Annotated in this window: 27 protein-coding genes; 20 read left to right on the top strand and 7 right to left on the bottom strand. The window is 45.3% G+C overall.

What is annotated here, in order from left to right; genetic code table 11:
- Positions 1-28: 28 nt before the first annotated feature.
- A complete protein-coding gene (locus ICE88_RS01015; RefSeq protein ID WP_216248516.1) occupies positions 29-916 on the top strand; it encodes a lipid A biosynthesis acyltransferase in 888 nt (295 codons plus the stop codon).
- 41 nt (positions 917-957) lie between these two features.
- On the opposite strand, the gene lexA is transcribed toward ICE88_RS01015, so the two are convergent.
- Positions 958-1,617, bottom strand: a complete 660-nt coding sequence (lexA, locus tag ICE88_RS01010) for a transcriptional repressor LexA (RefSeq protein ID WP_216248514.1) — start codon at positions 1,615-1,617, stop codon at positions 958-960.
- 56 nt (positions 1,618-1,673) lie between these two features.
- On the opposite strand from lexA, the gene ICE88_RS01005 reads away from it, so the two are divergent.
- From ICE88_RS01005 to ICE88_RS00970, 8 genes are all read left to right on the top strand, one after another.
- Positions 1,674-2,651, top strand: a complete 978-nt coding sequence (locus tag ICE88_RS01005) for an asparaginase (RefSeq protein ID WP_216248512.1) — start codon at positions 1,674-1,676, stop codon at positions 2,649-2,651.
- Between the two features lie 92 nt (positions 2,652-2,743).
- The gene (rpsF, locus tag ICE88_RS01000; RefSeq protein ID WP_089516507.1) at positions 2,744-3,115 is read left to right on the top strand and encodes a 30S ribosomal protein S6; all 372 of its coding nucleotides are present in this window, start codon (positions 2,744-2,746) and stop codon (positions 3,113-3,115) included.
- Positions 3,116-3,136: 21 nt separating this feature from the next.
- Positions 3,137-3,424 carry a primosomal replication protein N gene (gene priB, locus ICE88_RS00995; RefSeq protein ID WP_216248510.1) on the top strand — a complete coding sequence of 96 codons (288 nt, stop codon included), beginning with the start codon at positions 3,137-3,139 and terminating at the stop codon, positions 3,422-3,424.
- Positions 3,425-3,436: 12 nt separating this feature from the next.
- Positions 3,437-3,715, top strand: a complete 279-nt coding sequence (gene rpsR / locus ICE88_RS00990; RefSeq protein WP_088812045.1) for a 30S ribosomal protein S18 — start codon at positions 3,437-3,439, stop codon at positions 3,713-3,715.
- A gap of 12 nt (positions 3,716-3,727) precedes the next feature.
- Entirely contained in the window at positions 3,728-4,180 is a 453-nt protein-coding gene (gene rplI / locus ICE88_RS00985; RefSeq protein WP_089516509.1) for a 50S ribosomal protein L9, read from the top strand.
- Between the two features lie 42 nt (positions 4,181-4,222).
- A complete protein-coding gene (gene dnaB, locus ICE88_RS00980; RefSeq protein ID WP_215291528.1) occupies positions 4,223-5,620 on the top strand; it encodes a replicative DNA helicase in 1,398 nt (465 codons plus the stop codon).
- A gap of 73 nt (positions 5,621-5,693) precedes the next feature.
- Complete coding sequence (locus tag ICE88_RS00975) at positions 5,694-6,320, top strand: DUF47 domain-containing protein (RefSeq protein ID WP_216248507.1); 627 nt, start codon at positions 5,694-5,696, stop codon at positions 6,318-6,320.
- Positions 6,320-7,330, top strand: a complete 1,011-nt coding sequence (locus ICE88_RS00970; protein WP_216248506.1) for an inorganic phosphate transporter — start codon at positions 6,320-6,322, stop codon at positions 7,328-7,330. The genes ICE88_RS00975 and ICE88_RS00970 overlap by 1 nt, the downstream gene beginning before the upstream one ends.
- A 74-nt stretch (positions 7,331-7,404) precedes the next feature.
- On the opposite strand, the gene ICE88_RS00965 is transcribed toward ICE88_RS00970, so the two are convergent.
- The 4 genes from ICE88_RS00965 to ICE88_RS00950 form a co-directional block, all read right to left on the bottom strand.
- Positions 7,405-7,902, bottom strand: a complete 498-nt coding sequence (locus ICE88_RS00965; RefSeq protein ID WP_370624411.1) for a C40 family peptidase — start codon at positions 7,900-7,902, stop codon at positions 7,405-7,407.
- A 46-nt stretch (positions 7,903-7,948) separates the two neighbouring features.
- Positions 7,949-9,628, bottom strand: a complete 1,680-nt coding sequence (locus ICE88_RS00960) for a PhoH family protein (RefSeq protein WP_216248502.1) — start codon at positions 9,626-9,628, stop codon at positions 7,949-7,951.
- A 116-nt stretch (positions 9,629-9,744) separates the two neighbouring features.
- Positions 9,745-10,209: a peroxiredoxin gene (locus tag ICE88_RS00955; RefSeq protein WP_216248501.1), complete on the bottom strand. Its 465-nt coding sequence runs from the start codon at positions 10,207-10,209 to the stop codon at positions 9,745-9,747.
- A 77-nt stretch (positions 10,210-10,286) separates the two neighbouring features.
- The gene (locus tag ICE88_RS00950) at positions 10,287-10,661 is read right to left on the bottom strand and encodes an MTH938/NDUFAF3 family protein (RefSeq protein WP_216248500.1); all 375 of its coding nucleotides are present in this window, start codon (positions 10,659-10,661) and stop codon (positions 10,287-10,289) included.
- Positions 10,662-10,749: 88 nt separating this feature from the next.
- Between ICE88_RS00950 and ICE88_RS00945 the strand changes: the two genes are divergently transcribed.
- From ICE88_RS00945 to moaE, 7 genes are all read left to right on the top strand, one after another.
- Complete coding sequence (locus ICE88_RS00945; RefSeq protein WP_216248499.1) at positions 10,750-11,979, top strand: aminotransferase class I/II-fold pyridoxal phosphate-dependent enzyme; 1,230 nt, start codon at positions 10,750-10,752, stop codon at positions 11,977-11,979.
- Positions 11,980-12,063: 84 nt separating this feature from the next.
- A complete protein-coding gene (locus ICE88_RS00940) occupies positions 12,064-13,374 on the top strand; it encodes a homoserine dehydrogenase (RefSeq protein WP_216248498.1) in 1,311 nt (436 codons plus the stop codon).
- 12 nt (positions 13,375-13,386) lie between these two features.
- A complete protein-coding gene (gene thrC / locus ICE88_RS00935; RefSeq protein ID WP_216248497.1) occupies positions 13,387-14,832 on the top strand; it encodes a threonine synthase in 1,446 nt (481 codons plus the stop codon).
- Between the two features lie 3 nt (positions 14,833-14,835).
- Entirely contained in the window at positions 14,836-15,420 is a 585-nt protein-coding gene (gene mobB, locus ICE88_RS00930; protein ID WP_216248496.1) for a molybdopterin-guanine dinucleotide biosynthesis protein B, read from the top strand.
- A 24-nt stretch (positions 15,421-15,444) separates the two neighbouring features.
- Positions 15,445-16,683, top strand: a complete 1,239-nt coding sequence (gene glp, locus ICE88_RS00925) for a gephyrin-like molybdotransferase Glp (protein ID WP_255535149.1) — start codon at positions 15,445-15,447, stop codon at positions 16,681-16,683.
- A 9-nt stretch (positions 16,684-16,692) separates the two neighbouring features.
- Positions 16,693-16,950, top strand: a complete 258-nt coding sequence (gene moaD / locus ICE88_RS00920; protein ID WP_216248494.1) for a molybdopterin converting factor subunit 1 — start codon at positions 16,693-16,695, stop codon at positions 16,948-16,950.
- Between the two features lie 2 nt (positions 16,951-16,952).
- Entirely contained in the window at positions 16,953-17,402 is a 450-nt protein-coding gene (gene moaE / locus ICE88_RS00915) for a molybdopterin synthase catalytic subunit MoaE (RefSeq protein WP_216248492.1), read from the top strand.
- 28 nt (positions 17,403-17,430) lie between these two features.
- Here moaE and dinG read toward each other — a convergent pair whose 3' ends face one another.
- Together dinG and ICE88_RS00905 are read right to left on the bottom strand one after the other, a co-directional pair.
- On the bottom strand, positions 17,431-19,527 hold the full coding sequence (gene dinG, locus ICE88_RS00910; protein ID WP_216248490.1) for an ATP-dependent DNA helicase DinG: 2,097 nt from the start codon (positions 19,525-19,527) through the stop codon (positions 17,431-17,433).
- Positions 19,524-19,763 carry a GIY-YIG nuclease family protein gene (locus ICE88_RS00905; protein WP_089516520.1) on the bottom strand — a complete coding sequence of 80 codons (240 nt, stop codon included), beginning with the start codon at positions 19,761-19,763 and terminating at the stop codon, positions 19,524-19,526. Before ICE88_RS00905 ends, dinG begins: the two co-directional genes overlap by 4 nt.
- A gap of 95 nt (positions 19,764-19,858) precedes the next feature.
- Here ICE88_RS00905 and clpB point away from each other — a divergent pair, with 95 nt between their 5' ends.
- The 4 genes from clpB (at position 19,859) to aceA (ending at position 25,783) form a co-directional block, all read left to right on the top strand.
- Positions 19,859-22,453, top strand: coding sequence for an ATP-dependent chaperone ClpB (gene clpB, locus ICE88_RS00900; protein ID WP_216248488.1), 2,595 nt, complete (start codon positions 19,859-19,861; stop codon positions 22,451-22,453).
- Between the two features lie 61 nt (positions 22,454-22,514).
- Entirely contained in the window at positions 22,515-23,726 is a 1,212-nt protein-coding gene (locus ICE88_RS00895) for an MFS transporter (protein WP_216248486.1), read from the top strand.
- 21 nt (positions 23,727-23,747) lie between these two features.
- Complete coding sequence (rraA, locus tag ICE88_RS00890; RefSeq protein WP_216248483.1) at positions 23,748-24,242, top strand: ribonuclease E activity regulator RraA; 495 nt, start codon at positions 23,748-23,750, stop codon at positions 24,240-24,242.
- Between the two features lie 242 nt (positions 24,243-24,484).
- On the top strand, positions 24,485-25,783 hold the full coding sequence (aceA, locus tag ICE88_RS00885) for an isocitrate lyase (protein ID WP_215291555.1): 1,299 nt from the start codon (positions 24,485-24,487) through the stop codon (positions 25,781-25,783).
- Positions 25,784-25,789 lie beyond the last annotated feature (6 nt).

The raw sequence follows: 25,789 nt of genomic DNA, 5'->3' as shown, positions 1-25,789 counted from the left end.
ACTGTTGCGTTCATGAGAAAATCTCTTTGTGAAAACTTTTTTTAACATCTTGGCCCATGGCTTTTTATGGATCTTGACGATCGTTCCTTATCGTTGGACGGTTGCTATTGGTCATGCCTTAGGATCAATCGCGCCTTTATTCTCAAAGTCTCGTGTCAAGATTGTGAACGCCAATCTAAAAGCTTGCTTTCCTAACTTAACGCAAGAAGAGAGAGATGTCTTGGCGAAGAAGCACTGGCGTTTATTAGGAAGAAGTTTTGCTGAACGTGGCCGTCTTTGGTTGGGCAGTGCTGAATCAATCAATCAATTTGTGACTGTGTATCCCGAAGTCGATATGAACGATGGCAAGCCGCGTTTGTATGTCAGCATGCACATGGCAGGCATTGAAGCTGGTTTGATTGCCATCACGATGCACCTTAAAAAAATCAAAGCAGCACCGGGCATTACTTTGTACGTCTTTATGAAAAACGATTACTTTGAGCCACGCATAAAAAAATGGCGCGAACGTTTTGGTGCAAAGATGTTACTCAGAGAAAGTCATGGTCGTGAGTTGATCCGTGAGGCACGCAAGGGCACTTTTGTGTGTTTGTCTCCAGACATGGATTTGGGTAGAAGGGATTCTGAGTTTGTCCCATTTTTTGGCGTATCAACCAACACAGTTTTGTCTGTTTCGAAAATGGCTAAGCTAGCAGGTGCTGAAGTATGTCCAATCTTCACGACCTTGCGCGCAGATCAATCAGGTTATGACTGTCATGTCGGCAAGCCTTGGCCAAACTTTCCAAGTGATGATCCTGTGGCCGACACAGTTCGCATGAATCAATATTTTGAAGAAGTGATCAAGCCAAGAATCCCAGAGTACTACTGGATACACAAGCGCTTTAAAAATAGACCTGAGGGTGAACCGTCTATTTATTGAAATTATTTAATTTGTTTTTAATAAATAGTTTCAAGATCTGATCAAAGGCCGCCTGGTCTGATCAAACCAACAGCAAGACCTTCAATCGTGATTTCGTGACGACGTGGGTCAACAATGATATTTTCAAAATCAGGATTTTCGGCAATCAATTCAATTTTGATTCCGTGAGGACCTTTAGATTGTGACCAACGCTTCACAGTCACTTCGTCATCGAGACGCGCCACAACCACTTCACCGTTTCTGGCTTCAGTAGTTTTCTTAACAGCCAAATAGTCGCCATCCAAAATTCCTGCGTCTCGCATACTCATGCCGCGAACTTGCAAAAGATAATCTGCGCCTTTATCAAACAAAGAAGGGTCGCAAGGAATTTGTTTTTGAATATGTTCAACTGCCAAAATAGGGGAGCCCGCAGCAACTCGCCCAATCAATGGCAAAGTGAGTTGTTGTAATGCAGCCAGTGGCAAATTCAGTTGCTTAGGTAGTTTGATACCACGTGATGTGCCCGGTGTTAACTCGACGTATCCCTTGCGAGCAAGGGCACGTAAATGCTCTTCAGCAGCATTTGCTGAAGCAAAGCCCAATCGGGTCGCAATTTCAGCACGTGTGGGTGGAAGACCACTTTTAGAAATAGCATCGGTGATCAAGCCAAGAATTTCTTCTTGGCGGGCTGTTAACTTCGGTTTTGCTGTAATTGCATCCATGCTGTGATTCTATACAGTGATTTCATAACTTGCAATACCCATTGATAATGTTTTTTATGAGTACGCAATATTTATTACTTTTGGGCACAGGCGGGACCATCGCAGGTTTGGCCATGGACACTCAAAAACCTCTTAACTACGTGGCCGGCCAGTTGCCGGTTGAGGGGCTTTTGGAGCAAGTCCAAGAAAGCCTTGAGTTTGGTGAGGTGCGCACTGTTCAGGTAGCTAACATTGACAGCAGAAATATGACCGAAGAGCTTTTGGTAAAGCTAGGTTGGGCTGTTAAGGCTGGGTTGGAGAATGATGAGGTTTCTGGGATTGTGATCACCCATGGCACTGATACCATGGAAGAAACAGGTGTTTTTCTACATGCCACCCTGGGTAAGCTGGCCAGTCACTATAAAAAAGCAGTGGTTTTGACTGGCGCCATGCTGCCAGCCAATGCTGACCACTCCGATGGTCAAACCAATTTAAAGTCAGCCTTGTACCTGGCCAAAGAGGCTCGTGGCCTCCAACAGTTCGGAATTTTGGCCGTGATGGCAGGAAAACCTTGCTTGGCAAGAGATTTGTCTAAACAGCATACGCATGCCCTGGATGCCCTGGTGGTCAATGCCCGTGAGTTAGATGGCCCGATTCATAAAAGGCAGGCAGATCTTCAGTTACCTGCCCAAGCATCATGGCCCTGGGTGGAGATTGTGACCAGTCATGCCGGTGCATCAGGTAAGTTGGTCGATATGTTGGTTGCTCAAGGAGTGCAAGGCATCGTGGTGGCAGGAACCGGGCAGGGCAGCGTCAATAAAGTCTTAGCTGATCAACTGATCCAGGCAGCTTTGAACGGTGTAGCAGTCATCAGGTCCTCAAGGGTGGGTGCTGGCGCTGTATTTTCTGAGATTCCAGAGCCTGATACGGCCTGGAACTGGTTATCTGCCAGGGATTTGAACCCCGCTAAGTCCAGAATTGCCCTCCAACTGGCACTTTTAGAGGCAAATTCCCGTAAAACTGACGATTGGCAGAGTATTTTTGCTACAATCTAAGGCTGTAGTTTTTTTACCTTGTCACACTGGTCAATTACCTAAACAGAGGTAGTTGAGACGCCCAGGTGACTTTTATCCATAAGGAGTAATTAATGCGTCATTACGAAATCGTTTTTATCGTCCATCCGGACCAAAGCGAGCAAGTACCTGCCATGGTTGAAAAGTACACAAGTACTATTACAACTCAAGGTGGCAAAGTTCACCGCGTTGAAGACTGGGGTCGTCGTCAGATGGCTTACATGATCGACAAACTTGCTAAAGCTCACTACGTTTGCATGAACATCGAGTGCGGTCAAACGACTCTTGATGAACTAGAGCACGGCTTTAAGTTCAACGATGCTGTATTGCGTCACTTGGTTATCAAGACAAAGAAAGCTGAAACAGAGCCTTCAATCATGATGAAGCAAGTTGAACGTGAAGAAGCTCGTAAAGCTCTTCAAGCAACGGAGGCGCCTGCTGCCTAATAGGCACTGAGCGGGTTTGGGTTGAATCATTTCATCCTAACAGCCGCCCTTGTCGCTCGGGAAGCTCTTAGATATACCCCTGCTGGAGTCCCTGTGATTGAATGCCTACTAGAACATAGTGGCGAAGTTCAAGAAGCAGGACATGCAAGGTTAATCAAAATGAGTCTTGAAGCGATGGCCATCGGAACAGTGCATCAAAAACTGGATCAGATGGAGTTGGGGAGGTTGGCTAGATTTGAGGGATTTTTAGCTCATAAAAGCCTGCGCAGTCAGCGACTCGTCTTTCATATCACGCATATTGAATTGTAAAAAGGAAACATCATGGCATTTGTAAAAAAAGGTGATGACCGCAAGAACAAGCGTCCAGCACAAAACCCATTATTTAAACGTAAGCGTTTTTGCCGCTTCACAGCTGCAAACGTTGACCAAATTGATTACAAAGATGTAGACACACTACGTGACTTCATCGGTGAAAACGGCAAGATCACTCCTGCTCGTTTGACTGGTACAAAAGCTTTGTATCAACGCCAATTAGAGACAGCCATCAAGCGCGCTCGTTTTTTAGCCTTGATGCCTTTCACTGACCAACATAAGAAATAATCAGGAGTCACTATGCAAATTATTCTCCTAGAAAAAGTAGCTAACCTCGGTAACTTGGGCGACGTTGTTCGCGTTAAAGATGGTTTCGCACGTAACTTTTTAATCCCACAACGCATGGCTCGCCGTGCTACAGCTGCAGCGATTGCTGAGTTTGAAACTAAGCGCGCTGAATTAGAGAAGCTAGCTGCTGAGAAATTAGCTGCTGCTCAAGCTGTTGGTGCAAAGTTGGGTGGTCTTGTTCTTGAAATCAGACAAAAAGCTGGTGTTGATGGCCGTTTGTTTGGTTCAGTAACAAACCATGACGTTGCTGACGCTTTGAAAGCCAAAGGTTTCACGATTGAGAAAGCTTCAGTTCGTATGCCTACAGGCCCATTGAAGATTGTTGGTGACCACCCGTTATCAGTTGCTGTTCACACAGACGTAGTTGTTGAAATTACTGTCCAAGTGATTGGCGAGCAAGCTTAATTCATCTTTAATTGTTTGATATCTCTCTGATATCATCAGTTCATGGTTGATTTAGCTGTACAAGCTTTAAAAGTACCTCCGCATTCCGTCGAGGCCGAGCAATCGGTACTCGGCGGTTTGCTTTTGGACAACTCCGCCTGGGATCGGGTGGGGGATATCCTCACGGAAAAAGATTTCTATCGTCCTGATCATGGGCTGATTTATCGAGTCATTGGCAAGTTGGCCAGTGAGGGCATGCCAGCAGACGTGATCACGGTCGCAGAGGCCATGAAAACTCAGGGTGGTGGCGAGTCGATTGGCATTGATTACCTCAATGCTTTGGCTCAATCAACGCCCAGCGCTTCAAATATTCGTGGTTACGCTGAAATTGTTCGTGACCGCAGCGTTCTGCGTCGCTTGATTCAAACTTCAGACCAAATTGCTGGTACTGCATTCACTCCTGAAGGTCGTTCAGTCAGAACTATCTTGGATGAGGCTGAATCCAGAATCTTGGCGATTGGCGAAGAGGGTAATCGCGGTAAAACAGATTATTTTGAAATTGCCCCATTGTTGACTGAAGTGGTGAGCCGCATTGATGAGCTGTATCACCGTCAGGGTTCAACGGATGTCACAGGTGTGGCAACCAGCTTCGTGGATTTAGATCGCCAAACCAGTGGCCTACAAAAGGGTGACTTGATCATTGTGGCCGGTCGTCCATCGATGGGTAAAACCAGTTTCGCGGTCAATATTGCTGAGAACGTTGCGCTCAAAGAAGGTCTGCCTGTATTGATTTTCTCTATGGAGATGGGCGCCTCACAGTTGGCTTCCCGTATTTTGGGTTCTGTGGGTCGTATCGACCAATCGCGCATGAGAACCGGTAAGTTATCTGAAGATGAATGGCCAAAGATCACTGAAGCCATTTCTCGTTTGAATGAAGCCAGCATCATGATTGATGAGACTGGTGCATTGAGCAGTCTTGAGCTTCGTGCCCGAGCCAGACGCATTGCCCGCAAGTGCGGCACACTGGGTTTGATCGTGGTTGACTACCTTCAATTGATGAGTGGTAACAGTGGTGGCGGCAGTTCTGAAAACCGTGCCACCGAAATTTCAGAAATATCCAGATCTCTAAAATCATTGGCCAAAGAATTGCAATGCCCAGTGATTGCTTTATCTCAGTTAAATCGTGGCCTAGAACAGCGTCCAAACAAACGCCCAATCATGTCTGATTTGCGTGAATCTGGTGCTATTGAGCAAGATGCCGACGTTATTTTGTTTATTTATCGTGATGAGGTTTATCACGCTGATACAACAACGGATAAGGGTATTGCTGAGATCATTTGCGCCAAGCAGCGTAATGGTCCAATTGGCACCGTGAAGCTCAGCTGGCAGGGTCAATTTACCAAGTTTGATAACTTGGCATTGGGTCAAGGCCAGTCCTCTGGCGGATACGAACCCTTCTAACTCTTTTTCTGGTTCGCCGAATCAAATAGACTAAAATGATGACACTTTTGTGTCATGTCATATAAGGATGTCTATGCTCGGTCGATTCATGCCTAAAGAAGAGAATTTCTTCGAGTTATTCAACGAACACATTGCGCTATGCGTTCAAGGGTCGAAAGACCTTTATAAGCTCATCAATGACTTACCAAATGCCCCAGAACATGCTCGTGCTATTCAGGCATCTGAGAAAAAAGCCGACAAAATTACCCACGAAACCATTGATTTGCTTCATAAGACCTTCATTACTCCATTGGATCGGGATGAAATCCATAAGTTGATTACCACGATGGATGATATTTTGGACTTGATGGAAGATGTAGCTGAAGTTATTCAGCTATACGATGTAACTCAAGTTACTCCAGAGGCTGTTGAATTAGCCCGAATTTGTGAAGCCTGTTGCGAAAGAGTTAATGCTGCAGTAACCAAGCTGCATGACATGAAAAACGCCAAGGATATTTTGCGAATTTCGACTGAAATTGACATGCTTGAGTCTGATGCTGACCGCGTGATGCGTGCTGCTTTGTCTCAGTTGTTCCGTGATGAAAATGATTTCAAACGCTTGATGAAACTCAAGGCAGTTTACGAATTATTGGAAACCATCACTGATAAATGTGAGGATGTGGCGAACATCCTTGAAGGCATCGTTCTGGAAAACGCGTAATGACTCCAGTGGAAATGAGTATTTGGGTTGTGGCCTTATTGGTGGGCTTGGCCTTGCTATTCGATTTTATGAATGGCTTCCATGATGCAGCCAATTCAATTGCAACAGTTGTATCGACTGGGGTTTTAAAGCCACAGCATGCAGTTGCTATGGCCGCATTTTTTAACTTTATTGCTATCTTGGTATTTCAGCTTAAAGTGGCTGCCACGGTCGGCAAGGGCACAATTGACCCATCGATTGTTGATCACTATGTGATTTTTGGGGCTTTGGTTGGCGCAATTGCCTGGAACATTATCACTTGGTGGGGCGGTATTCCTTCAAGCTCATCTCACGCTTTGATTGGTGGCTTGGTCGGTGCAGCATTGGCAAAGTCTGGTCCAACAGCATTAATCACTGCTGGCGTGCTTAAAACGGTTGCATTTATCTTGGTTTCTCCTTTGATGGGTTTTATATTGGGATCCTTGTTGATGCTCTTGTTCTCTTGGCTTTGTTTCAGAATGTCACCAGCCCACGTTGATCGCTGGTTCAGGAGATTGCAATTGGTCTCTGCATCAATGTACAGCTTGGGTCATGGCGGCAATGATGCTCAAAAAACCATCGGTATTATTTGGTTGCTGTTGTTAACTGGTGGATACATGTCAACAACCGATTCATCACCTCCAACTTGGGTGATCGTTTCTTGTTATGTGGCGATTGGTTTAGGTACTTTGTTTGGTGGCTGGCGCATTGTTAAAACCATGGGTCAAAAAATCACCAAGTTAAAACCATTTGGTGGATTCTGTGCTGAAACTGGCGGTGCTATGACCTTGTTCATGGCTGGCGCTTTAGGTATTCCAGTATCAACCACGCATACGATCACTGGAGCAATTGTTGGCGTAGGCTCTGCGCGTCGTATGTCATCTGTCCGTTGGGGATTGGCTGGTAGCATTGTTTGGGCTTGGGTTTTGACAATTCCAGCATCAGGCTTGATGGCTGCTGCTGCATGGTGGGTTGGCAAACAAATTCTCTAAGATTAAAACGCAAAGAAAATATCTCAACAAAAAAGCCTGATCATCGATCAGGCTTTTTTTATGAATGATGCTAATTATCTTTGTACGACTCGTCTGGCCTCGGTGTATCTGTTGGACCAATAAGACGATGTGATTTTTTCTAAGCGCACAGTGCCACCTTTTGAAGGGGCATGCACAAAACGTCCTTTACCCACATAAATACCAACATGTGAATGTGGACCGCCTTGGGTATTAAAAAATACCAAGTCACCTGGGGCGGGAGTTTTATTGCCCAAGGATTGACCAATTTTGCCAATTTCATCGGTGGTGCGAGGCATTTGTTTGTTGGCAGCATTCTTATAAACATAGCCAATCAAACCGCTGCAATCAAAACCGCTTTTAGGGGTGTTGCCACCATAGCGATAAGGGATGCCTACCAAGCCAATCGCAGCAATTGAAATATCCTCAAGGCCAGCGCTGACCTCTTGATCAAAATCAGGCAGCGATGAAAATCTCGGCAAGCTGGCGCACGCAGTCAAAATGCTGCAGCCACCAAATATCAATAAGCTTCTTTTACTTTGTTCAAAGCTCAATGAAAAAGAAGGCGAGAACTTCCTCGCCTTCTTAAGCCATGATTGATTAAAGAGCGTCTGCTGCATGATCCGCAAGACGTGAACGTTCTCCGCGTGCCAGAGTCACGTGACCGCTGTGACGCCAACCTTTGAAACGATCCACAACATAAGTCAGGCCTGATGAACCCTCTGTGAGGTAAGGTGTATCAATCTGAGCGATGTTACCCAAGCAAACGATTTTGGTTCCAGGACCTGCACGAGTCACCAAAGTCTTCATCTGTTTAGGAGTTAAGTTTTGTGCTTCATCAATGATCAAAAACTTGCTCACAAACGTGCGGCCACGCATGAAGTTCATACTCTTCACTTTGATTCTGGAGCGGATCAATTCTTGCGTTGCTGCTCGACCCCATTCGCCAGCGCCATCTTCATTGCGATGAAGCACTTCCAAGTTGTCATCAAAAGCGCCCATCCATGGCTGCATCTTTTCTTCTTCAGTGCCTGGTAAGAATCCAATGTCTTCGCCAACCGGAACTGTGGCACGGGTGATGATGATTTCGTTGTAGCGCTTGCTATCCAACACTTGCTCAAGGGCTGCAGCCAGAGCCAATAGAGTTTTACCTGTACCAGCTTGACCCAATAAAGTAACAAAATCAATATCAGGATTCATGAGCAAGTTCATCGCAAAATTTTGTTCGCGATTGCGTGCTGTGATGCTCCAAACATTGTTCTTTTGATGAGAAAAATCTCGCAAAGTTTGAAGAAGTGCAGTTCGTCCTTGTACTTCTCTGACTTGAGCATAAAAGGGAGTTCCGCCATCAGAGTTTTCCTGATAGACAAACTGATTGACCATCATGTGAGCAACCGTTGGACCAGTGACTCGATAGAACATCGTGCCTGATTTTGCATCGCTCCAGCTTTCCATGTCTTTGCCATGTTTTGGCCAAAAATCCACTGGCAACTGAAGTATTCCTGCGTACATCAAGTCACGGTCTTCAAGCACTTGGTCGTTGAAGTAATCTTCTGCTGGCAAACCTAAGGCGCGGGCCTTGATGCGCATATTGATATCTTTTGATACCAACACCACTTGTCGATCTTTGCGACTTTGTTGAAGCTCTCGCACAACACCCAGAATCATGTTGTCAGCTTTACCGGTGGGTAGGCCATCGGGCAGGGTGATGCTGTTGAGCTCGATTTGGAAATACAAGCTACCTGTGGCGTCTTTATTGCCTAATTTATTCAGAGGAATGCCTTCCTCTAAAACGCCGCTGGTATTTGCTACTAACTGATCGAGCGAGCGGCTCACAGTTCGGGCATTGCGAGCAACTTCACTCATGCCCTTTTTGTGGTTATCTAATTCTTCAAGCGTCATCATTGGCAGATAAACATCGTGCTCTTCGAAGCGGAAGAGGGCTGAGGGATCATGCATCAACACGTTTGTATCAAGAACAAACAAGCGAATGATGCCGTCATCAGGTATTTTTCTAACACGTGTTGAGCTCTTCGCTGTTGGCGCTGATGTTTTCTTGCTGGACTTACTCGGCGCACGCATTTTTTCAATGGCAATGTCTGCCAATGATTGAGAGTCATCGGTCTCTAGATCTAGACTGACAGAACTCTCGACTAATTCTGTTACTTCATCTACTTCTTCAATTTCAATTCTTTTTGGACGTTTCTTTAACTCTGCTTTTGGTTGACGGCTGATGTTTACTTTATCTGCTGCTTGTGTGGGGATTGGTGGCAGAGGCATTCCGGAGGTCTCCTAAAAAAGAAAAAACCGCCTACCTGGTGGTTGGGCGGTTGATAAGGTAAATGTATTTTTGTGCATCTAAGTGATAACTTATCCTAGTTTTTGTGACATTGCAATCATAAATCGATGGCAGCTTTCAAAACATCTTGAACGTGTCCTGGAATCTTAAGGCCGCGCCATTCGTGACGTAAAACGCCTTCCTCATCAATCAGGAATGTGCTGCGTTCGATGCCGCGAACTTGCTTGCCATACATGTTCTTCATTTTCATAACGCCGAACATTTGGCAAAGGGTTTCTTCGGTATCAGCCAACAACTCAAAAGGCAGTTCAATCTTTCTCTTGAAGTTCTCGTGTGACTTAAGGTTATCTCTTGAGATTCCGACGATCAAAGTATTGGCTTTGGTGAAATCATCAATCGCATCTCTGAACTCCATGGATTCAACCGTGCAACCAGGGGTTGAGTCTTTGGGATAGAAATACATGACCACTTTGCGACCCTGACAAGCGGTTGGAGTGAAAACCAGACCGCTGGTTGCTGGAATCTCAAAGTAGGGGATTGGTTTACCAAGTACTACGCTCATTAAGTCTCCAGTTTTATTATTTATGCTGCTTTTAAGCATATTTATATCAGACTTATTTAAAAAGTCGATTTTTTTACTCACTTTTCAATCAATAAAGCTGCTACAACTTTCCTGCCCTCAGCCATGAGCACGTTATAAGTGCGACAGGCAGCCTGTAAATCCATGGTCTCTAGACCAATATTGCGGGCAATCAAGGGGGCAATCAGGGCTGGTTGAGGGAAGCGAATCCGCTGGCCACTACCGAAAATAACCACCGCGGGCTCTAGCTTGGCAATTTGTTCAAAATCCTCGGTTTTGATGTCCTCAAAACGGGTGCAAGACCATTCAATTACTGGGCTTTCTGGGGATAAAAGCAAAGAATTTGTGTAACGCTGAGCGTTGATTTCGATGTAATCGGGGCCGTAGGCTGAAACCGTGTTCAGAGAGGGCTGCTTATCCGGTTGTAGTTTCACGTTAAATCGCCTCAGGCTCTGTCATAATTACAAAATTATAGATAAATTAAGACTTTATAGTATTCCTATTGGTTTCTAAGTGATTATTGTGAAAGAAATTAAAAAATCCTCCAAATTAAATAACGTTTGTTACGACATACGTGGACCCGTTCTTGAGCTCGCTCAACAGATGGAGGAAGAAGGCCAGAAAATTATCAAGTTGAATATTGGTAATGTGGGTGTTTTTGGCTTTGACCCTCCTGAAGAGATTCAGTTGGACATGATTCGCAATCTACCTAATTCAGCTGCTTACTCAGATTCCAAGGGAATTTTTTCAGCACGCAAAGCCATCATGCATTACTGCCAAGAAAAAGGCATTCAAGGCGTGACCCTGGATGACATTTATACGGGCAATGGCGTTTCAGAACTAATCGTTTTAGCCATGAATGCTTTGTTGAACGTTGGCGATGAAGTTTTGGTGCCAGCACCTGACTATCCTCTATGGACAGCAGCGGTCAGTCTTTCAGGCGGAACACCTAAGCATTACTTGTGTGATGAGGCTCAAGAGTGGTCTCCAGACATTGCTGATATCAAAGCAAAAATCACGCCTAAGACCAAAGCGATTGTGGTGATCAACCCAAACAATCCAACAGGTGCTTTGTATGGTGATGACGTTCTAAAACAGATCATTGCTTTGGCCCGTGAACATGGCTTGATTATTTTTGCTGATGAGATTTACGATAAGACTTTGTTCGATGGTGAAAAGCACACATCGATTGGTGCTTTATCAACTGATGTTGTGACTGTGACATTCAATGGCTTGTCTAAAAATTACCGTGCCTGTGGCTATCGCTCTGGCTGGATGGTGGTGTCAGGCGATAAAAGCGGCGCTAAAGATTACATCGAAGGCTTGAATATGCTTTCATCCATGCGCTTGTGCGCTAACGTCCCTGGTCAAAACGCTATTCAGACGGCATTGGGCGGATATCAAAGCATTGATGACTTGGTTGCAGAGGGCGGACGTTTGCGCCGTCAACGAGATCTTGCTTGGGAATTGGTCACAAAAATACCGGGCGTGACTTGCGTTAAACCAAAAGCAGCTTTGTATTTGTTCCCTAAGTTGGATTTTGAGATGTATCCAATCGAGAATGATCAAGAATTCATTGCAAACTTATTGCGCGAAGAAAAAGTTTTATTGGTGCAGGGCAGTGGCTTTAATTGGCCCAAGCCAGATCACTTCAGAATTGTTTTCTTGCCGCATGAAGATGTCTTGCGTGAGGCAATTGCAAGGCTTGCCAAGTTCTTGGAGCGTTATCGCCAAAAGTACGGCAAAAAGTAAGCCATTCTTTTGCAGATATCAGCAGTAAAAAATAAGCAGCACTAAATTTTATTTTCACCTTTAATTAAGTAAGAGTTTTTAGTTATGAAACCTATTCAAGTTGGCCTTCTAGGCATCGGTACTGTTGGCGGTGGTGTGTTCAATGTGCTTGAACGCAACCAAGAGGAAATCACCCGCCGCGCTGGTCGTGGTATCAAGATCCACACAGTTGCCGACCTCGATACCAAGCGCGCTGAAGAGTTGGTCAAAGGCCGCGCCAAAGTGGTGGGAGATGCCAAGCAAGTTGTGAATGACCCTGAAATTGACGTGGTGGTTGAGTTGATTGGTGGTTATGGCATCGCTAAAGAATTGGTTTTGGCAGCTATCAATAACGGCAAGCACGTGGTGACAGCAAACAAAGCACTATTGGCTGTGCATGGAAATGAGATTTTTGCTGCCGCTCAAGCCAAGGGCGTGACCGTTAACTTTGAAGCTGCTGTTGCTGGTGGTATTCCAATCATCAAGGCTTTGCGTGAAGGTTTGACGGCCAACCGGATTGAATGGATTGCCGGCATCATCAATGGCACGACTAATTTCATTTTGTCTGAGATGCGTGACAAAGGTTTGGACTTTGATGTTGTTCTAAAAGAAGCTCAACGCTTAGGTTATGCCGAGGCAGATCCTACTTTTGATATTGAAGGTGTTGATGCTGCTCACAAGGCCACCATCATGAGTGCGATTGCGTTTGGTATTCCGATGCAATTTGATAAGGCTCACGTAGAAGGTATCACCAAACTTTCAGCAATAGATATTAAATATGCTGAGCAATTGGGTTATCGCATCAAGCTATTGGGTATCACCAAAAAAACCAAAGACGGCATTGAGTTGCGTGTTCATCCAACCTTGATTCCAACAAAACGTTTGATTGCCAACGTTGAAGGTGCCATGAATGCAGTTCAGGTGATGGGTGATGCTGTCGGAACAACGCTGTATTACGGTAAGGGTGCTGGCGCAGAGCCAACGGCCTCTGCAGTGATTGCCGACTTGGTCGATGTGGCCCGTTTACAAACAGCTGATCCAGAACACCGTGTGCCACATTTGGCATTCCAACCTGGTTCAATGGTCAATACGACCATCATGCCAATGGGTGAAATTACAACGAGCTACTACTTGCGTTTGCGTGTTGCAGACGTCACAGGAGTCTTGGCTGACATCACCCGTATTTTGGCGGACAACAGCATTTCAATTGATGCCATGTTGCAACGTGAAGCAGGCGATGGTGAAAACCAAACCGATCTCATCATGTTGACACATGAGACCAAAGAGAAAAATATTTTGGCTGCTATTGCCAAGGTTGAGGCTCTGAAAACTGTTGAAGGTTCAGTCACAAAAATTCGTTTAGAAAACTTAAGTTAATTAAATTACGCAATGCACTACATTTCAACCCGTGGTCATAACGCCCATCAAACATTTTCAGAAATCCTTCTAGGTGGCTTGGCTGCTGATGGAGGTTTGTATTTGCCTGTTAAATACCCTCAGGTCACACCGGCACAGCTGGATGCTTGGCGAGGATTGTCTTACGCTGATTTAGCATTTGAAGTGTTAAGCCTCTATTGCGATGACATCCCTCAGGAAGACCTCAGAGCTCTGGTTAGAAAAACTTACACAGCTGAGGTTTATTGCAATGGCCGTGCTGATGATTCGGCAAAAGACGTTACACCGATTCATTGGTTGGGTGATGAGCAGGGTACTCGCTTTGGTTTGTTGAGTTTGTCGAATGGTCCAACGCTTGCATTCAAAGACATGGCCATGCAGTTGTTGGGTAACTTATTTGAGTACACCTTGAATAAGCAAGGTCAAGAATTGAATATCTTGGGTGCCACTTCAGGTGACACTGGCAGTGCTGCTGAGTACGCGATGCGCGGTAAAAAAGGTGTGCGCGTTTTCATGCTCTCACCAAAAGGAAAGATGAGTGCTTTCCAAGTGGCCCAGATGTATTCCTTGCAAGATGAAAATATTTACAACATTGCCATTGATGGTGTTTTTGATGATGCTCAAGACATTGTTAAAGCGGTTAGCAATGATCATGAATTCAAAGCCCGTCAAAAAATTGGCACGGTTAATTCAATCAATTGGGCCCGAGTGGTAGCTCAAGTTGTTTATTACTTCCAAGGTTATTTATTGGCCACCAAAAACAGCACAGAGAAGGTTTCATTCTGCGTGCCTTCAGGTAACTTCGGTAACGTTTGCGCTGGTCATATCGCACGCATGATGGGCTTGCCAATCGAAAAATTGGTTGTGGCTACTAATGAGAATGATGTTTTAGATGAATTCTTTAAAACAGGTGTTTACAGAGCACGTAAATCTGCTGAGACCTTCCACACCACCAGCCCGTCAATGGATATTTCAAAGGCAAGTAATTTTGAACGCTTTATCTACGACTTGATGGGTCGTGATGCTGTAAAAACTGCGCAAATGTTCAAGGATGTTGAAACCAAGGGTGGTTTTGATTTATCACAAGACCCTGCTTATAAAAACATTGCTCAATATGGCTTTGTTTCTGGCAAGAGCACGCACCTCAATCGTCTAGACACGATCAGAGACATTCATGCCAAGTACAAGGTTTTAATCGATACACACACAGCGGATGGCGTCAAAGTTGCCCGTGAAAATCTACAAAGCAATGTTCCTATGCTGGTTTTGGAAACAGCGCTGCCGATCAAGTTTGCCGAAACCATCGAAGAAGCGATTGGCCGAACACCTGATCGCCCAGCATCGTTCATTGGTATTGAGAATAAGCCTCAGCGTGTTGTTGATATGCCGGCAGATGTTCATCAAGTGAAAGACTTCGTTGCTGCCCACACGGGTTTGTGATTGATGAGCCAAATTCAGAGTCAACAAAACACTTCAGTGAAGGCCAACCCTGTGCCTGTGGTTGGTTTTGTTGCTTACTCTGGGACTGGCAAAACAACCTTGATCGAGAAGTTGATCGCATTTTTGACTGAGCGAGCCTACAAGGTTTCAGTCATCAAGCACACACATCATCACTTTGATATTGATAAACCAGGCAAAGACTCTTATCGCCATCGCGAAGCTGGTGCATCTGAGGTTCTGATGGTATCTGATCAACGTTGGGTACTGATGCATGAGCTAAGACAATCTGCTGAGCCGACCATGGAAGAGCAGTTGAGCAAGTTATCTCCATGTGATTTGGTTATCGTTGAAGGTTTCAAGGATGCCAAAATCCCTAAAATTGAGTTGTGGCGTCATGAGCACGATGAGTGCGTAGCTAATTCAGTTAAAGCCAATCAAGATAACTTTATTCAAGCCATTGCTTATCCAGGTGGTATCGATGCGATCAATAAGCCAGATCTAACAAGAGATATCCCAGTACTTGATTTGAATAATATTGAAGAAGTGGCACAGCAAGTCCTTTCAATCGCTGGTGTTTTAGCAAAATAAGCCTAAAACCATTAGACTAAGCCGATGACGCAAGCCATGAACAAACCCCCGATGAAAACTGCTGCTGAAGCCCTTGAGCACCTCTTGGCTCAAGCAAAGCCGAGCGCAGAAGTTGAAGTGGTCAATACTCAAGATGCTTTGGGCAGAATCTTGGCCACGGATATCCTAAGTCAAGTCGATGTTCCACCGATGAACAATACTCAGATGGATGGTTATGCCGTTCGTGTGGCTGATATTGAATCAGCCGGACAAAGTTTTAACGTTTCTCAACGCATTCCAGCCGGGCATGTTGGTACAGAGCTCAAGTCTGGCACGATCGCCAGAATTTTCACGGGTGCCACGATTCCACCTGGCGCAGATGCCGTGGTGATGCAGGAAGACTGCGTTGTGAGCGGTGATCAAATCACTATTCAAGAAGTGCCTCAGCAAGGTCAATGGATTCGCTTGCAAGGTGAAGATTTAAAAGCAGGGGGCGTGGCCTTGAGTAAGGGCACTTATCTCAGGGCTCAGGAGTTAGGTGTTGCTGCCTCTGCTGGATACCATCAGTTACCAGTGACCAAGAAAATCAAAGTAGCTGCTTTTTTTACTGGGGATGAATTAACTCTTCCGGGTCAGCCACTAAAGCCTGGCGCTATTTACAACTCCAACAGAGACACTCTCTTGGCATGTATTCGCTCTCTGGGTTGTGAAGCCACTGATTTAGGCATCGTGCCTGATACTTTAGAAGCTACCAGAGATGCTTTGCGTCGCGCCAGTAAGGACTATGATCTGATCATCACCTCTGGTGGTGTGTCAGTGGGTGAAGAAGATCACATCAAGCCAGCTGTGACTGCTGAAGGTCGTCTAGATATGTGGCAAATTGCCATCAAGCCAGGCAAGCCATTGGCATTCGGCGCGGTTAAAAAGCAGGGTGCAAATCATTTGGAAACTTGGTTCATGGGATTGCCTGGCAATCCAGTTTCTAGTTTTGTCACTTTCTTATTATTTGTTCGCCCCTTCATTACTAAGTTGCAGGGAAGAGCTCATGCAAATGCTCCTACGATCATGATGCGTGCAGATTTTGATTGGTCAAAGCCTGATCGTCGCAATGAATTTTTGCGTGTCCGCATCAATGCCCAGGGTGGCTTAGATTTATTCCCTAATCAAAGCTCAGGTGTTTTAACCAGCGCTTCATGGGCGGATGGTTTGGTAGATAACCCACCACTTCAAGCCATCAAGCGTGGTGATATGGTGAAGTACATGCCTTTTGCAGGAATGATTTAAGCTATCACTATGAAAATAACGATTAAATTCTTTGCTTCTTTGCGCGAGACCTTGAAAACATCAGAAGAGCAGTTCGATGTTCCTACCTCGGTGAAGACTTTGACGCAGTTACGCCATCATTTGATGAGCAGGGGTGAGTCATGGTCTGAGGCATTGGCTGAAGGTAAAGCGGTGCGCATGGCTTTGAATCATCAAATGGTGGAAGGTGACACAGCACTGATTAATCAGGCTGAGGTGGCTTTCTTCCCTCCAGTGACGGGCGGATAAACATGCCAGTTCGTATTCAAACTGAAGATTTTGATCTGTCACAAGAGATCAAACAATTAAGAGCTGGTGATGCACGGGTTGGCGCAGTTGCCACTTTTGTCGGCACAGTTCGTGATCGCAATGACGGTTCCGAAGTGGCTGCGATGACCTTGGAGCACTACCCAGGCATGACCGAAAAGTCTCTTGAGGAAATTATTGAAAAAGCCAAAGCTCGTTGGGATATTTTTGATGTATTGATCATTCATCGAGTGGGTCCTTTGAACATTGAAGATCAAATCGTTTTAACGGCAGTCACCAGTGCTCACCGTGGCGAAGCTTTTGCTGCCTGTGAATATGTCATGGACTACCTAAAGACTTTGGCGCCATTTTGGAAAAAAGAAGATACGCCTGAAGGAGCTCGCTGGGTGGATGCACGCCTGAGCGATGATGAAGCTCTGAAGAAGTGGCAGTAATAGCAATTCTTCTAAATACTCAAACAAACTACATCAAACGTTTGAATGGCGGCAAGCCCGCCATTATTTTTTTGCCATAAGGTTTGGTTTTCAATCGTTTATCTAAAACGATGATGGTGGCGTGATCTGTTTCAGTTCTGATGCCACGTCCCACCCATTGTTGTAACTTCAAAGCCACCGCAGGAACGCTGATTTCGTAAAAAGGATTGCCTTGATTCTTTTCCAGCCATTCTGATTTGGCTTCCTCAACCGGTGAATCAGGCGGAGCAAATGGTAATTTGGTGATCAAGACGGTCTCACATAATTTTCCAGGAAGATCCAAGCCTTCACCAAAACTTTGCATGCCAAACAAAATGCTGCGATGACCATCCTGGATGCGTGATTCATGCTGGCTGATTAATTTATTGCGAGGCATATCACCCTGCATCAAGACGTCTTGTAAAAAATCATCCGGCAAGTCATCGTGAACCTGTTTCATTTGCTTTTTTGATGTGAACAAAACCAAGGCGCCATGCTTCAAATCTTTTAGTTGTTTTGGTATTTCAGCAGACAGTTCATCCGTGTGGCCTTGAGCATTGGCGCTGGGACAGTTGATCATTTCTGGAACGATGAATGTGCCTTGCTCCTCGTAATTGAATGGTGATTCAGCTTCAAGCGTATTTGTCTTTGGGAACCAGTTCAAGCCAGTTTGCCCTAAGAAGTATTGAAAATCACCCATGGTTCTGAGGGTTGCTGAGGTCAAGACGGCCGCAGAACTCGTGGACCAAAGAGTCTGAGCTAAATTTTGAGCAGCGCTGATGGGGGAGGCGTGAAGTTTGAAATCAAAGGTAGAACCTAGGTCTTGCCACTCCACCCATTTGGCGATTGGCGGGTTGGCATCTGCTTGCATCAAATGCCAAGTGTTGGATAGATTCTCAGTTTTAGACTGATAACTGCCGATTTCTAAAATCGCAGGGCTGAATGAATCTTTATCGATGCTGTTATTTCTTTGATCGTTGAGTTGCTGCAAAATTTTACTGACCCGATTATTTAGCGCGATTGCCAGCGGCCCAATGGTTTCAGCATAACTTAAAAACTCAGGACTTAGTTCGCCATTTTTAAAGCGGTGAATGGCTTGCTCATGGGTCACAAAGTTAGCCAATCTCAATGAATTGATCATTTGCTTGGTGTGCATGATCAAATCTTCAACATACCCATGAACCTCTTCCACAGTTTTTCCTGAAGAGTCTGGCAAAAGAGCGTCTGCCCGCAAAACCGCTGCCATGATTTTTTCTAACCAACGAGTGCTAGCAATCAAGCCAACGGATGAAGCGAAGTGCTTGATACCTACTTGAGGAAGATTGTGGGCTTCATCAAAGATATAAAGCGTTTCTGATGGATCCGGAAGAATCTTTGAACCCGAGGCAATTGTTGAAATCACCAAATCATGATTGGCGATGATCACGTCTGCTTTGACCAGGTCACGTCTGGCATTGAAATAAGGGCACACATTGAAGCGTTGGCAGTGCCTGCCCAAGCATGAGCTTCTTTCTGCAGCAATTCTGGGCCACATGCTGTCGGTGATTTCTGGAGGGGCGGTGTCTTTGTCACCATTCCATGAACCATCATTTAAGCTAAGTAGGGCATCTGCAAAACTATCTTTATCTTGTTCTTTTGGTGGACCGTCCCAGTTGGCGTCTTCAAAAAGAGCGGTTTGTTTGGTTTTCCCACTGACTTGTTCCAAGCGGATATTGCACACATAACGACTGCGGCCTTTGGCCAAGGCATATTCAAACGAGATGGGTGATAGATCTGCCAAATTAGGCAAATCTTTTTGCATGAGCTGTTCTTGCAGTGCCACGGTACCAGTGCTGATGATCACGCGCTTGTTTAGCAACTTACTGAACACAATCGCTGGAATAAGGTAACCAAGCGTTTTACCCACGCCAGTTTTACCTTCAACCACCAAGATATTGTCACCATCTCTGACGTCTTTAGGGCTTTTAGCTTGACTCAAGGTTTGAGCAATGTGAGCAAACATTTGTTCTTGGCCCACTCGAGTCTTAAAGCCTGGCCAATTAGCTTGGACAGCTTGGTAAAACTCTTCGATCTTTTCCTGGATGTCCTTGAGGTTCTCGTTACTCACGCAAAAAATCCTGGTTTGAGGTTTTTAGGGAGCTTTTTGATCTGGCTTTCAGCCTTGGAAGCCTCAGAGCGGTTTTCAAATGCCTGCTGGGCGATCAATTTGACGGGACTTCTACCGCGGGTGTACTTGGCGCCGGTGCCATTGTTATGAGCGTTGATACGGTTCTCCAGGTCATTGGTGATGCCAGCGTAGTAGCTTCCATCAGAACATTCCAAGAGATATAAACACCATGACATCCCTCTATGATAAAGCCAGCAATTTATTTGATCTAAATCACTTGAAATTTAGGCTTATGTACCCACATACTGAACATAAATAATGGGAGATATCCATGAGACTAGATAAATTAACCAGTAAATTCCAAGAAGCTCTGGGCGAAGCCCAAAGCTTGGCTTTGAACGCTGATAACCAATACATTGAGTCTGAACATGTCCTTTTAGCGATGTTGCAGCAAGCTGACAGCACCGCTAAATCATTGATTAATCGAACCGGTGGTAATGCGCTGGCTTTGGAAAAGGCATGCCAAGCCTTGCTTGCTAAGTTACCTCAAGTGCAGGGCACTGGTGGCGATGTGCAAATTGGACGTTCTTTGGCAGCCCACTTGAACTTAACTGAAAAAGAAGCAACCAAGCGAGGCGACGATTTCATCGCAGGCGAACTTTTTTTATTGGTCTTAAGTGACGATAAGGGTGACCTTGGTAAAGCGATCAAGGCTGCTGGTATTACCCGTAAAACTTTAGAAGCTGCCATTGAGGCAGTTCGTGGAGGACAGTCTGTGAATAGTGCTGATGCTGAAAATCAACGTGAAGCTTTAAAAAAATACACCCTCGATTTAACTGAGCGTGCGCGCTTGGGTAAATTAGATCCTGTCATTGGTCGCGATGATGAAATTCGTCGTGCGATTCAAATTTTGCAACGCCGCACCAAGAACAATCCTGTATTGATTGGTGAACCAGGTGTTGGTAAGACAGCGATTGTTGAGGGCTTAGCCCAGAGAATCATTGATGGGGAAGTTCCTGAAACTTTAAAAAATAAACGCGTTCTAGTTTTAGATATGGCCTTGCTATTGGCGGGTGCTAAATATCGCGGGGAATTTGAAGAGCGTCTCAAAGCCGTTTTGAGTGATGTTGCTAAAGATGAAGGTCAGACGATTGTTTTCATCGATGAAATACACACCATGGTCGGCGCAGGTAAATCTGAAGGTGCCATGGATGCAGGCAATATGCTCAAGCCAGCCTTGGCTCGTGGAGAGTTGCATTGCATTGGCGCCACAACATTGGATGAGTACCGCAAATACATTGAGAAAGACGCAGCGTTAGAGCGTCGCTTCCAAAAAGTCATGGTTGGTGAGCCAAGTGTTGAAGACACGATTGCTATCTTGCGTGGCTTACAAGAAAAATACGAACTGCATCACGGTGTAGAAATCACAGACCCAGCGATTGTGGCTGCTGCTGAGTTATCTCATCGATACATCACCGATCGCTTCTTGCCAGATAAAGCGATTGATTTGATTGATGAGGCTGCATCTCGCATCAGAATGGAAATTGATTCAAAGCCAGAGGTCATGGATAAGTTAGATCGTCGCTTGATTCAATTGAAGATTGAGCGCGAGGCAGTGAAGAAAGAAAAAGACGAAGCTTCACAAAAGCGTCTAGCGCTGATTGAAGAAGAGATCAAGCGTTTGGGTAAAGAGTATGCAGACCTTGAAGAAATCTGGAAAGCAGAAAAGGGTGCTGCTCAGGGTACGGCTTCAATCAAAGAAGAGATTGATAAAGTTAAATCTGAAATCGTCAAATTACAACGTGATGGCAAATTAGAAAAAGTTGCTGAACTACAGTATGGCAAGTTACCAGAACTAGAAGGTAAATTGAAATCAGCTGCCGTCGCTGAGGCCAAGGGTTCTACTTCTAAACATAAATTGTTGCGCACTCAAGTGGGTGCAGAGGAAATCGCTGAGGTGGTCTCAAGAGCCACAGGTATTCCTGTATCAAAAATGATGCAAGGTGAGCGTGACAAGTTATTGCAAATGGAAGACTACTTGCACAATCGAGTGATTGGTCAAGAGGAGGCTATTACAGCGGTCTCTGATGCGATTCGACGCTCACGTGCTGGTCTCTCTGATGAAGGCAAGCCTTATGGCTCATTCTTATTCTTGGGTCCAACAGGTGTTGGTAAAACAGAGCTTTGCAAAGCGCTGGCCGAGTTCTTATTTGACAGTGATGAGCACTTGATTCGCATTGACATGAGTGAATTCATGGAAAAGCACAGCGTGGCTCGTTTGATTGGTGCACCTCCAGGATATGTGGGCTACGAAGAGGGTGGTTATTTAACTGAGCTCGTTCGTCGCAAGCCTTATAGCGTCATCTTATTGGATGAGGTTGAGAAGGCTCACCCAGATGTATTCAACGTCTTGTTGCAGGTCTTGGACGATGGTCGCATGACGGATGGACAAGGTCGCACTGTGGACTTTAAAAATACTGTGATCGTGATGACCAGCAATTTAGGTTCGCAAATGATCCAGTCGATGAGTGGTCAGCCACAAGAGAAACTCAAAGAAGCTGTGATGGGGGATGTGAAAGAACATTTCCGCCCTGAGTTTTTAAATCGTATTGATGAGATGGTTGTGTTCCATGGCTTAGACCAAAAGAACATTGCTGCGATTGCCAAGATTCAGTTGCAACGCTTGCGTGATCGTTTGGCGAAGATGGACATGTTGCTGGAAGTCAGTGACGCTGCTCTTGCGCGTGTATCTGAGGCCGGTTATGACCCAGTCTTTGGGGCAAGACCTCTGAAGAGAGCGATTCAACAATACATTGAAAACCCAGTGGCTCGATTGATTCTGGAAGGCAAGTTTGGTCCTAAAGCCATTGTTCCAGTGGACGTTGATAAAAATGGGGCATTCATGTTTGATCGGGTTGTCCATTGAGCTAACTCCAGGCGCTAAGCAAAATCTAGCAGCCTGATTCAATCAGTAGTAACATCGGCCAATGACTATTCGCAGAGACGCGGAGGTTATTGGCCTTGTCAGTGTGGCCCATGGCACCTCCCATTTTTATCACTTAATTCTTGCGCCATTATTCCCATGGTTGAAAGTTGAATTCGGCCTCAGTTACGCTGAGCTTGGATTCTTGATGACCATGTTCTTCATCGTCTCAACCATCATGCAAGCCGCTGCTGGTTTTTGGGTGGATCATTCAGGTCCTTTAAAAGTCCTTTTCTTCGGTGTTGCCATGCTGGCTATTTCAGCCATTGTGTTGTCGTTTTCAAGTGGCTATTGGAGCTTGTTATTTGGCGCTTGCTTAGCGGGCCTTGGTAACGGCGTGTTCCATCCGGCTGATTACACCTTGATCAACCGACGAGTTTCACCAGAGCGTGTCGCTCATGCTTATTCAATGCATGGGGTTTCAGGGGCTCTTGGTTGGGCTGCTTCTCCAGCAGTGCTGGTGGCTGTGACTACTTTCGCTGGTTGGCGCCAAGCCCTATTGGTTGCGTCAGCGATTGCCTTGGTGATGTTGGCAGTTCTCTACTGGAGACGTCATGTCTTGATGGGTTCACAGGAACAGCGTGATCTTGAAGAGACTGCCAGAAAAAATTCATCGGCACTGTCTTTTGATTATTTGAAGTTGCCAATGGTGTGGATGTGTTGGGGCTTTTTCTTTTTAAGTGCTTTGGCTTTGAGTGGTGTACAAAGTTTCGCACCAACGGCCATGCAGTTACTTTACGATTTGCCAATTGCATTGACCACCACGGCGTATTCATCCTATATGTTGGCCAGTGCTGGCGGGATGTTCCTTGGGGGATTTGTTGCAACACGTGCACGTTTTCCAGAGAGAGTCATCGCGATTGGTTTCATTTTAGGTAGTTCGATTTCAGTTCTGATTGCAATGACTGTGGTCTCAGGTTCGACCATGATGAGTTTGTTCACCGTGATGGGTTTCTGCGTTGGTATTGCTGGACCATCCAGAGACTTGATGATTCGCTCAGCGACTCCGAAAGAGGCTTCTGGTCGAGTCTTTGGTACTGTTTATTCAGGTCTGGATTCAGGCTTGGCGATTGGACCACTGATGTTTGGTTTATTGATGGACTGGAAGATGGTTCCAGGAGTCTTTATCTTGATTGCTGTATTTTTAATGATGGCCTTGCTCACTGCCTATCGAGTCGGCGAAAATAACCGGTCTGTAGAATTAAAAAACGCTTAAAGATATTTTCTGGAGAGAGCCATGAGTTTTGCCACCACTGATCTATGTGATGCTAATGAAGATTTGATTGCAACTGGAGTGTTGCGTGTTTGTGCACCGGGTTTTCGGGCATATGGTGGTTTGTCAAAGTTCAAGGGTCCAGCAGTCACTCTCAAGGTGTTTGAAGACAATACCTGGGTCAGAACCATCCTAGATGAACCTGGTCAGGGCAGGGTATTGGTCATCGATGGTGGTGGCTCCATGCGTTGTGCCTTGGTGGGCGGTAATTTAGGTGTTTTGGCAGAAAAAAATAACTGGGCAGGCATTCTGGTCAATGGCTGCGTGCGTGACACATTGGAGCTGGCCCAAGCCAAAGTGGGCATCAATGCGTTGGCCGTTCATCCTCAGAAAAGCGTCAAACGCAATGTGGGTGAGCGTGACCTGACCATTGATATGGCAGGCACAACGGTAAAGCCTGGCGACATGATTTATGTTGATCAAGATGGGGTATTGGTTGCAGATCAACCCCTTGATTAACTGATTTATGTAAATTTTCTAAGTGTTGCATGTCATTGCAACTGATGATTTAGCATTCCACAATATAAAATTAAATCCATAAGCCATTAATTTAATTAGGATATATATTCTTTGTCCTAGTCAAATTAATCCTTGCAATCTCCTTCACAAGTACATACACTCTTATATAAGACATAAGACACATTAATTGATAGCCAAATGTCTTATGGGCACATATTTTTGTTATTTAACGGGAGAGAAACATGTCAACACGTCAACAAGAAATCGATGCATTGCAAAAAGATTGGGATACAAACCCACGTTGGAAAGGTATCAAGCGCGGTTACACAGCAGCCGATGTAGTTCGTCTACGCGGTTCATTCCAGATTGAGCACACATTGGCTCGTCGTGGTGCTGAAAAACTATGGAACTTGGTGAACAACGAGCCTTACGTTAACTGTTTAGGTGCTTTGACTGGTGGTCAAGCAATGCAACAGGTTAAAGCTGGCGTGAAGGCAATTTATTTGTCAGGCTGGCAAGTTGCTGCTGATAACAACACATACTCATCTATGTATCCTGATCAATCTTTGTACCCAGTTGATTCAGTACCTAAGGTTGTTGAGCGTATCAACAATACTTTCCGTCGTGCTGATGAAATCCAGTACTCAAAAGGTATTGAAAAAGGTGACAAGGGTCACATTGATTGTTTCGCTCCTATCGTTGCTGATGCTGAAGCTGGTTTCGGTGGTGTATTGAACGCTTTTGAATTGATGAAAGCCATGATCAAAGCCGGTGCTGCTGGCGTTCACTGGGAAGACCAATTGGCTTCAGTGAAGAAGTGTGGTCACATGGGCGGTAAAGTGTTGGTTCCAACACAAGAAGCTTGTCAAAAGTTGATCGCTGCTCGTATGGCTGCTGACGTTTGTGGCGTACCAACATTGGTGATTGCTCGTACAGATGCTGAAGCTGCTGACTTGTTGACATCAGACTACGATGAAAACGATAAGCCATTCTTGACTGGTGAGCGCACTGCAGAAGGTTTCTACAAGACTAAGAAGGGTATCGATCAAGCGATTTCACGTGCGATTGCTTATGCTGAATACGCTGACTTGGTATGGTGTGAGACTGGTACACCTGATCTTGAATTTGCTCGCAAGTTTGCTGAAGCAGTTCATGCTAAGCACCCAGGCAAGATGTTGGCATACAACTGCTCACCATCATTCAACTGGAAGAAAAACTTGGACGACGCAACAATTGCTAAGTTCCAACGTGAGCTTGGTGCGATGGGTTACAAATATCAATTCATCACATTGGCTGGCATTCACTCTATGTGGTACAACATGTTTGACTTGGCTCAAGACTACGTTGCACGCGGTATGTCTGCTTATGTTGAGAAAGTTCAAGAGCCTGAGTTCGCAGCTCGTGATCGTGGTTACACATTCGTATCACACCAACAAGAGGTTGGTACTGGTTACTTCGACGAAGTGACAACAGTGATTCAAGGTGGCGCATCATCTGTAACAGCCTTGACTGGTTCTACAGAAGAAGAGCAGTTCCACTAAGCAAGT

The sequence above is a fragment of the Polynucleobacter sp. AM-26B4 genome (genome assembly GCF_018882285.1).
In the GTDB taxonomy this organism is placed as follows: domain Bacteria; phylum Pseudomonadota; class Gammaproteobacteria; order Burkholderiales; family Burkholderiaceae; genus Polynucleobacter.
Note: the sequence above shows the minus strand (reverse complement) of the source record. Positions and strands in the feature narration are given on the sequence as shown.

Bases quoted from the DNA above. Each gene is read 5' to 3' on its own strand.
- lexA (WP_216248514.1), bottom strand. From the start codon at position 1,617: ATGGATGCAATTACAGCAAAACCGAAGTTAACAGCCCGCCAAGAAGAA.
- ICE88_RS01005 (WP_216248512.1), top strand. From the start codon at position 1,674: ATGAGTACGCAATATTTATTACTTTTGGGCACAGGCGGGACCATCGCA.
- rpsF (WP_089516507.1), top strand. From the start codon at position 2,744: ATGCGTCATTACGAAATCGTTTTTATCGTCCATCCGGACCAAAGCGAG.
- rpsR (WP_088812045.1), top strand. From the start codon at position 3,437: ATGGCATTTGTAAAAAAAGGTGATGACCGCAAGAACAAGCGTCCAGCA.
- rplI (WP_089516509.1), top strand. From the start codon at position 3,728: ATGCAAATTATTCTCCTAGAAAAAGTAGCTAACCTCGGTAACTTGGGC.
- dnaB (WP_215291528.1), top strand. From the start codon at position 4,223: ATGGTTGATTTAGCTGTACAAGCTTTAAAAGTACCTCCGCATTCCGTC.
- ICE88_RS00975 (WP_216248507.1), top strand. From the start codon at position 5,694: ATGCTCGGTCGATTCATGCCTAAAGAAGAGAATTTCTTCGAGTTATTC.
- ICE88_RS00970 (WP_216248506.1), top strand. From the start codon at position 6,320: ATGACTCCAGTGGAAATGAGTATTTGGGTTGTGGCCTTATTGGTGGGC.
- ICE88_RS00960 (WP_216248502.1), bottom strand. From the start codon at position 9,628: ATGCCTCTGCCACCAATCCCCACACAAGCAGCAGATAAAGTAAACATC.
- ICE88_RS00955 (WP_216248501.1), bottom strand. From the start codon at position 10,209: ATGAGCGTAGTACTTGGTAAACCAATCCCCTACTTTGAGATTCCAGCA.
- ICE88_RS00940 (WP_216248498.1), top strand. From the start codon at position 12,064: ATGAAACCTATTCAAGTTGGCCTTCTAGGCATCGGTACTGTTGGCGGT.
- thrC (WP_216248497.1), top strand. From the start codon at position 13,387: ATGCACTACATTTCAACCCGTGGTCATAACGCCCATCAAACATTTTCA.
- mobB (WP_216248496.1), top strand. From the start codon at position 14,836: ATGAGCCAAATTCAGAGTCAACAAAACACTTCAGTGAAGGCCAACCCT.
- glp (WP_255535149.1), top strand. From the start codon at position 15,445: ATGACGCAAGCCATGAACAAACCCCCGATGAAAACTGCTGCTGAAGCC.
- moaD (WP_216248494.1), top strand. From the start codon at position 16,693: ATGAAAATAACGATTAAATTCTTTGCTTCTTTGCGCGAGACCTTGAAA.
- moaE (WP_216248492.1), top strand. From the start codon at position 16,953: ATGCCAGTTCGTATTCAAACTGAAGATTTTGATCTGTCACAAGAGATC.
- ICE88_RS00905 (WP_089516520.1), bottom strand. From the start codon at position 19,763: ATGTCATGGTGTTTATATCTCTTGGAATGTTCTGATGGAAGCTACTAC.
- clpB (WP_216248488.1), top strand. From the start codon at position 19,859: ATGAGACTAGATAAATTAACCAGTAAATTCCAAGAAGCTCTGGGCGAA.
- ICE88_RS00895 (WP_216248486.1), top strand. From the start codon at position 22,515: ATGACTATTCGCAGAGACGCGGAGGTTATTGGCCTTGTCAGTGTGGCC.
- rraA (WP_216248483.1), top strand. From the start codon at position 23,748: ATGAGTTTTGCCACCACTGATCTATGTGATGCTAATGAAGATTTGATT.
- aceA (WP_215291555.1), top strand. From the start codon at position 24,485: ATGTCAACACGTCAACAAGAAATCGATGCATTGCAAAAAGATTGGGAT.